Below are 1,104 nucleotides of genomic sequence, written 5' to 3'. Positions count from 1 at the left end.
AATTAGTTATTGTACCTCGATCGCTGATTACGCCGCCACCTCCGGAACAGGAACAACAGCCACCGCCACCACCGCCACCACCGGAACCGCCCCAAGACGAAAACCAGCAGGAACAGGAAGAAAAAGAGGAGGAGAAAGAAGAAGAAAAAGAACCGGAACAGCCGGATAATTTGCCGGAAGAATTCGTTTTCGACCCGGAAGGGGTTTTACTGGACCCTAGTGTGCTGTATTTTGCCCAGATGGCCCAGCGTCAGGGGAAATCGGGGGCGCGTAACCTGATTTTCTCGGAAGATAGGGGACGTTACATTAAGCCGATGTTACCCCGGGGCAAGGTGAAAAGAGTCGCCGTCGATGCCACTCTCCGGGCGGCCGCACCCTATCAAAAAGCCCGTCGCTTAAGGAATCCCGAACGTCATGTGATTATAGAAGAAGGGGATCTGCGCTCAAAACGGCTGGCCCGCAAGGCTGGTTCTTTAATTGTCTTTGTGGTTGATGCCTCCGGTTCCATGGCCCTGAATCGGATGCAGTCGGCTAAAGGTGCGGTTATGCGTCTGTTAACGGAAGCTTACGAAAATCGCGACCAGATTGCCCTGATTCCTTTCCGGGGTGAGCGAGCGGATGTACTATTGCCACCAACCAAATCGATTACCCTAGCGAAAAAACGTCTAGAAACCCTGCCCTGTGGCGGCGGTTCCCCTTTGGCCCACGGTTTAACCCAAGCGGTTCATGTGGGGATGAATGCCCGTTTATCGGGGGATATCGGTCAAGTGGTGATTGTGGCGATTACCGACGGTAGAAGTAACATTCCTTTGGCGAAATCTCTAGGCGAACCGATTCCGGAGGGAGAAAAACCCGATATTAAGGCAGAACTGCTCGATATTGCCGCTAAAATTCGCTCTTTAGGCATTAAACTGCTGGTTATCGATACGGAGAAAAAATTCGTCTCCACTGGTTTTGCCAAAGAATTAGCCCTAAAAGCTGGGGGTAAATATTATCATCTACCCCGGGCCACGGAACAAGCGATCGCATCTATGGCGCGAGGGGCAATTGCGGGACTGTAGCTAGGGTTGCCGAAAAAGGGTTTCCTGGGGGCAGGGTGTGGGG

At 52.5% G+C, this 1,104-nt stretch carries 1 protein-coding gene; it reads left to right on the top strand.

Annotated elements, in window-relative coordinates; translation table 11 throughout:
* Window positions 1-1,061, top strand: a 1,061-nt coding sequence (locus IQ242_RS25445) for a VWA domain-containing protein (protein ID WP_193961862.1), incomplete at its 5' end; no start/stop codon positions are given.
* Between the last annotated feature and the right edge of the window lie 43 nt (window positions 1,062-1,104).

Source organism: Microcystis sp. LEGE 08355 (genome assembly GCF_015207185.1).
GTDB lineage: Bacteria > Cyanobacteriota > Cyanobacteriia > Cyanobacteriales > Microcystaceae > Microcystis > Microcystis panniformis.
The sequence above is the reverse complement of the archived record's forward strand: the minus strand, read 5'-3'. Positions and strand labels throughout refer to the sequence as shown.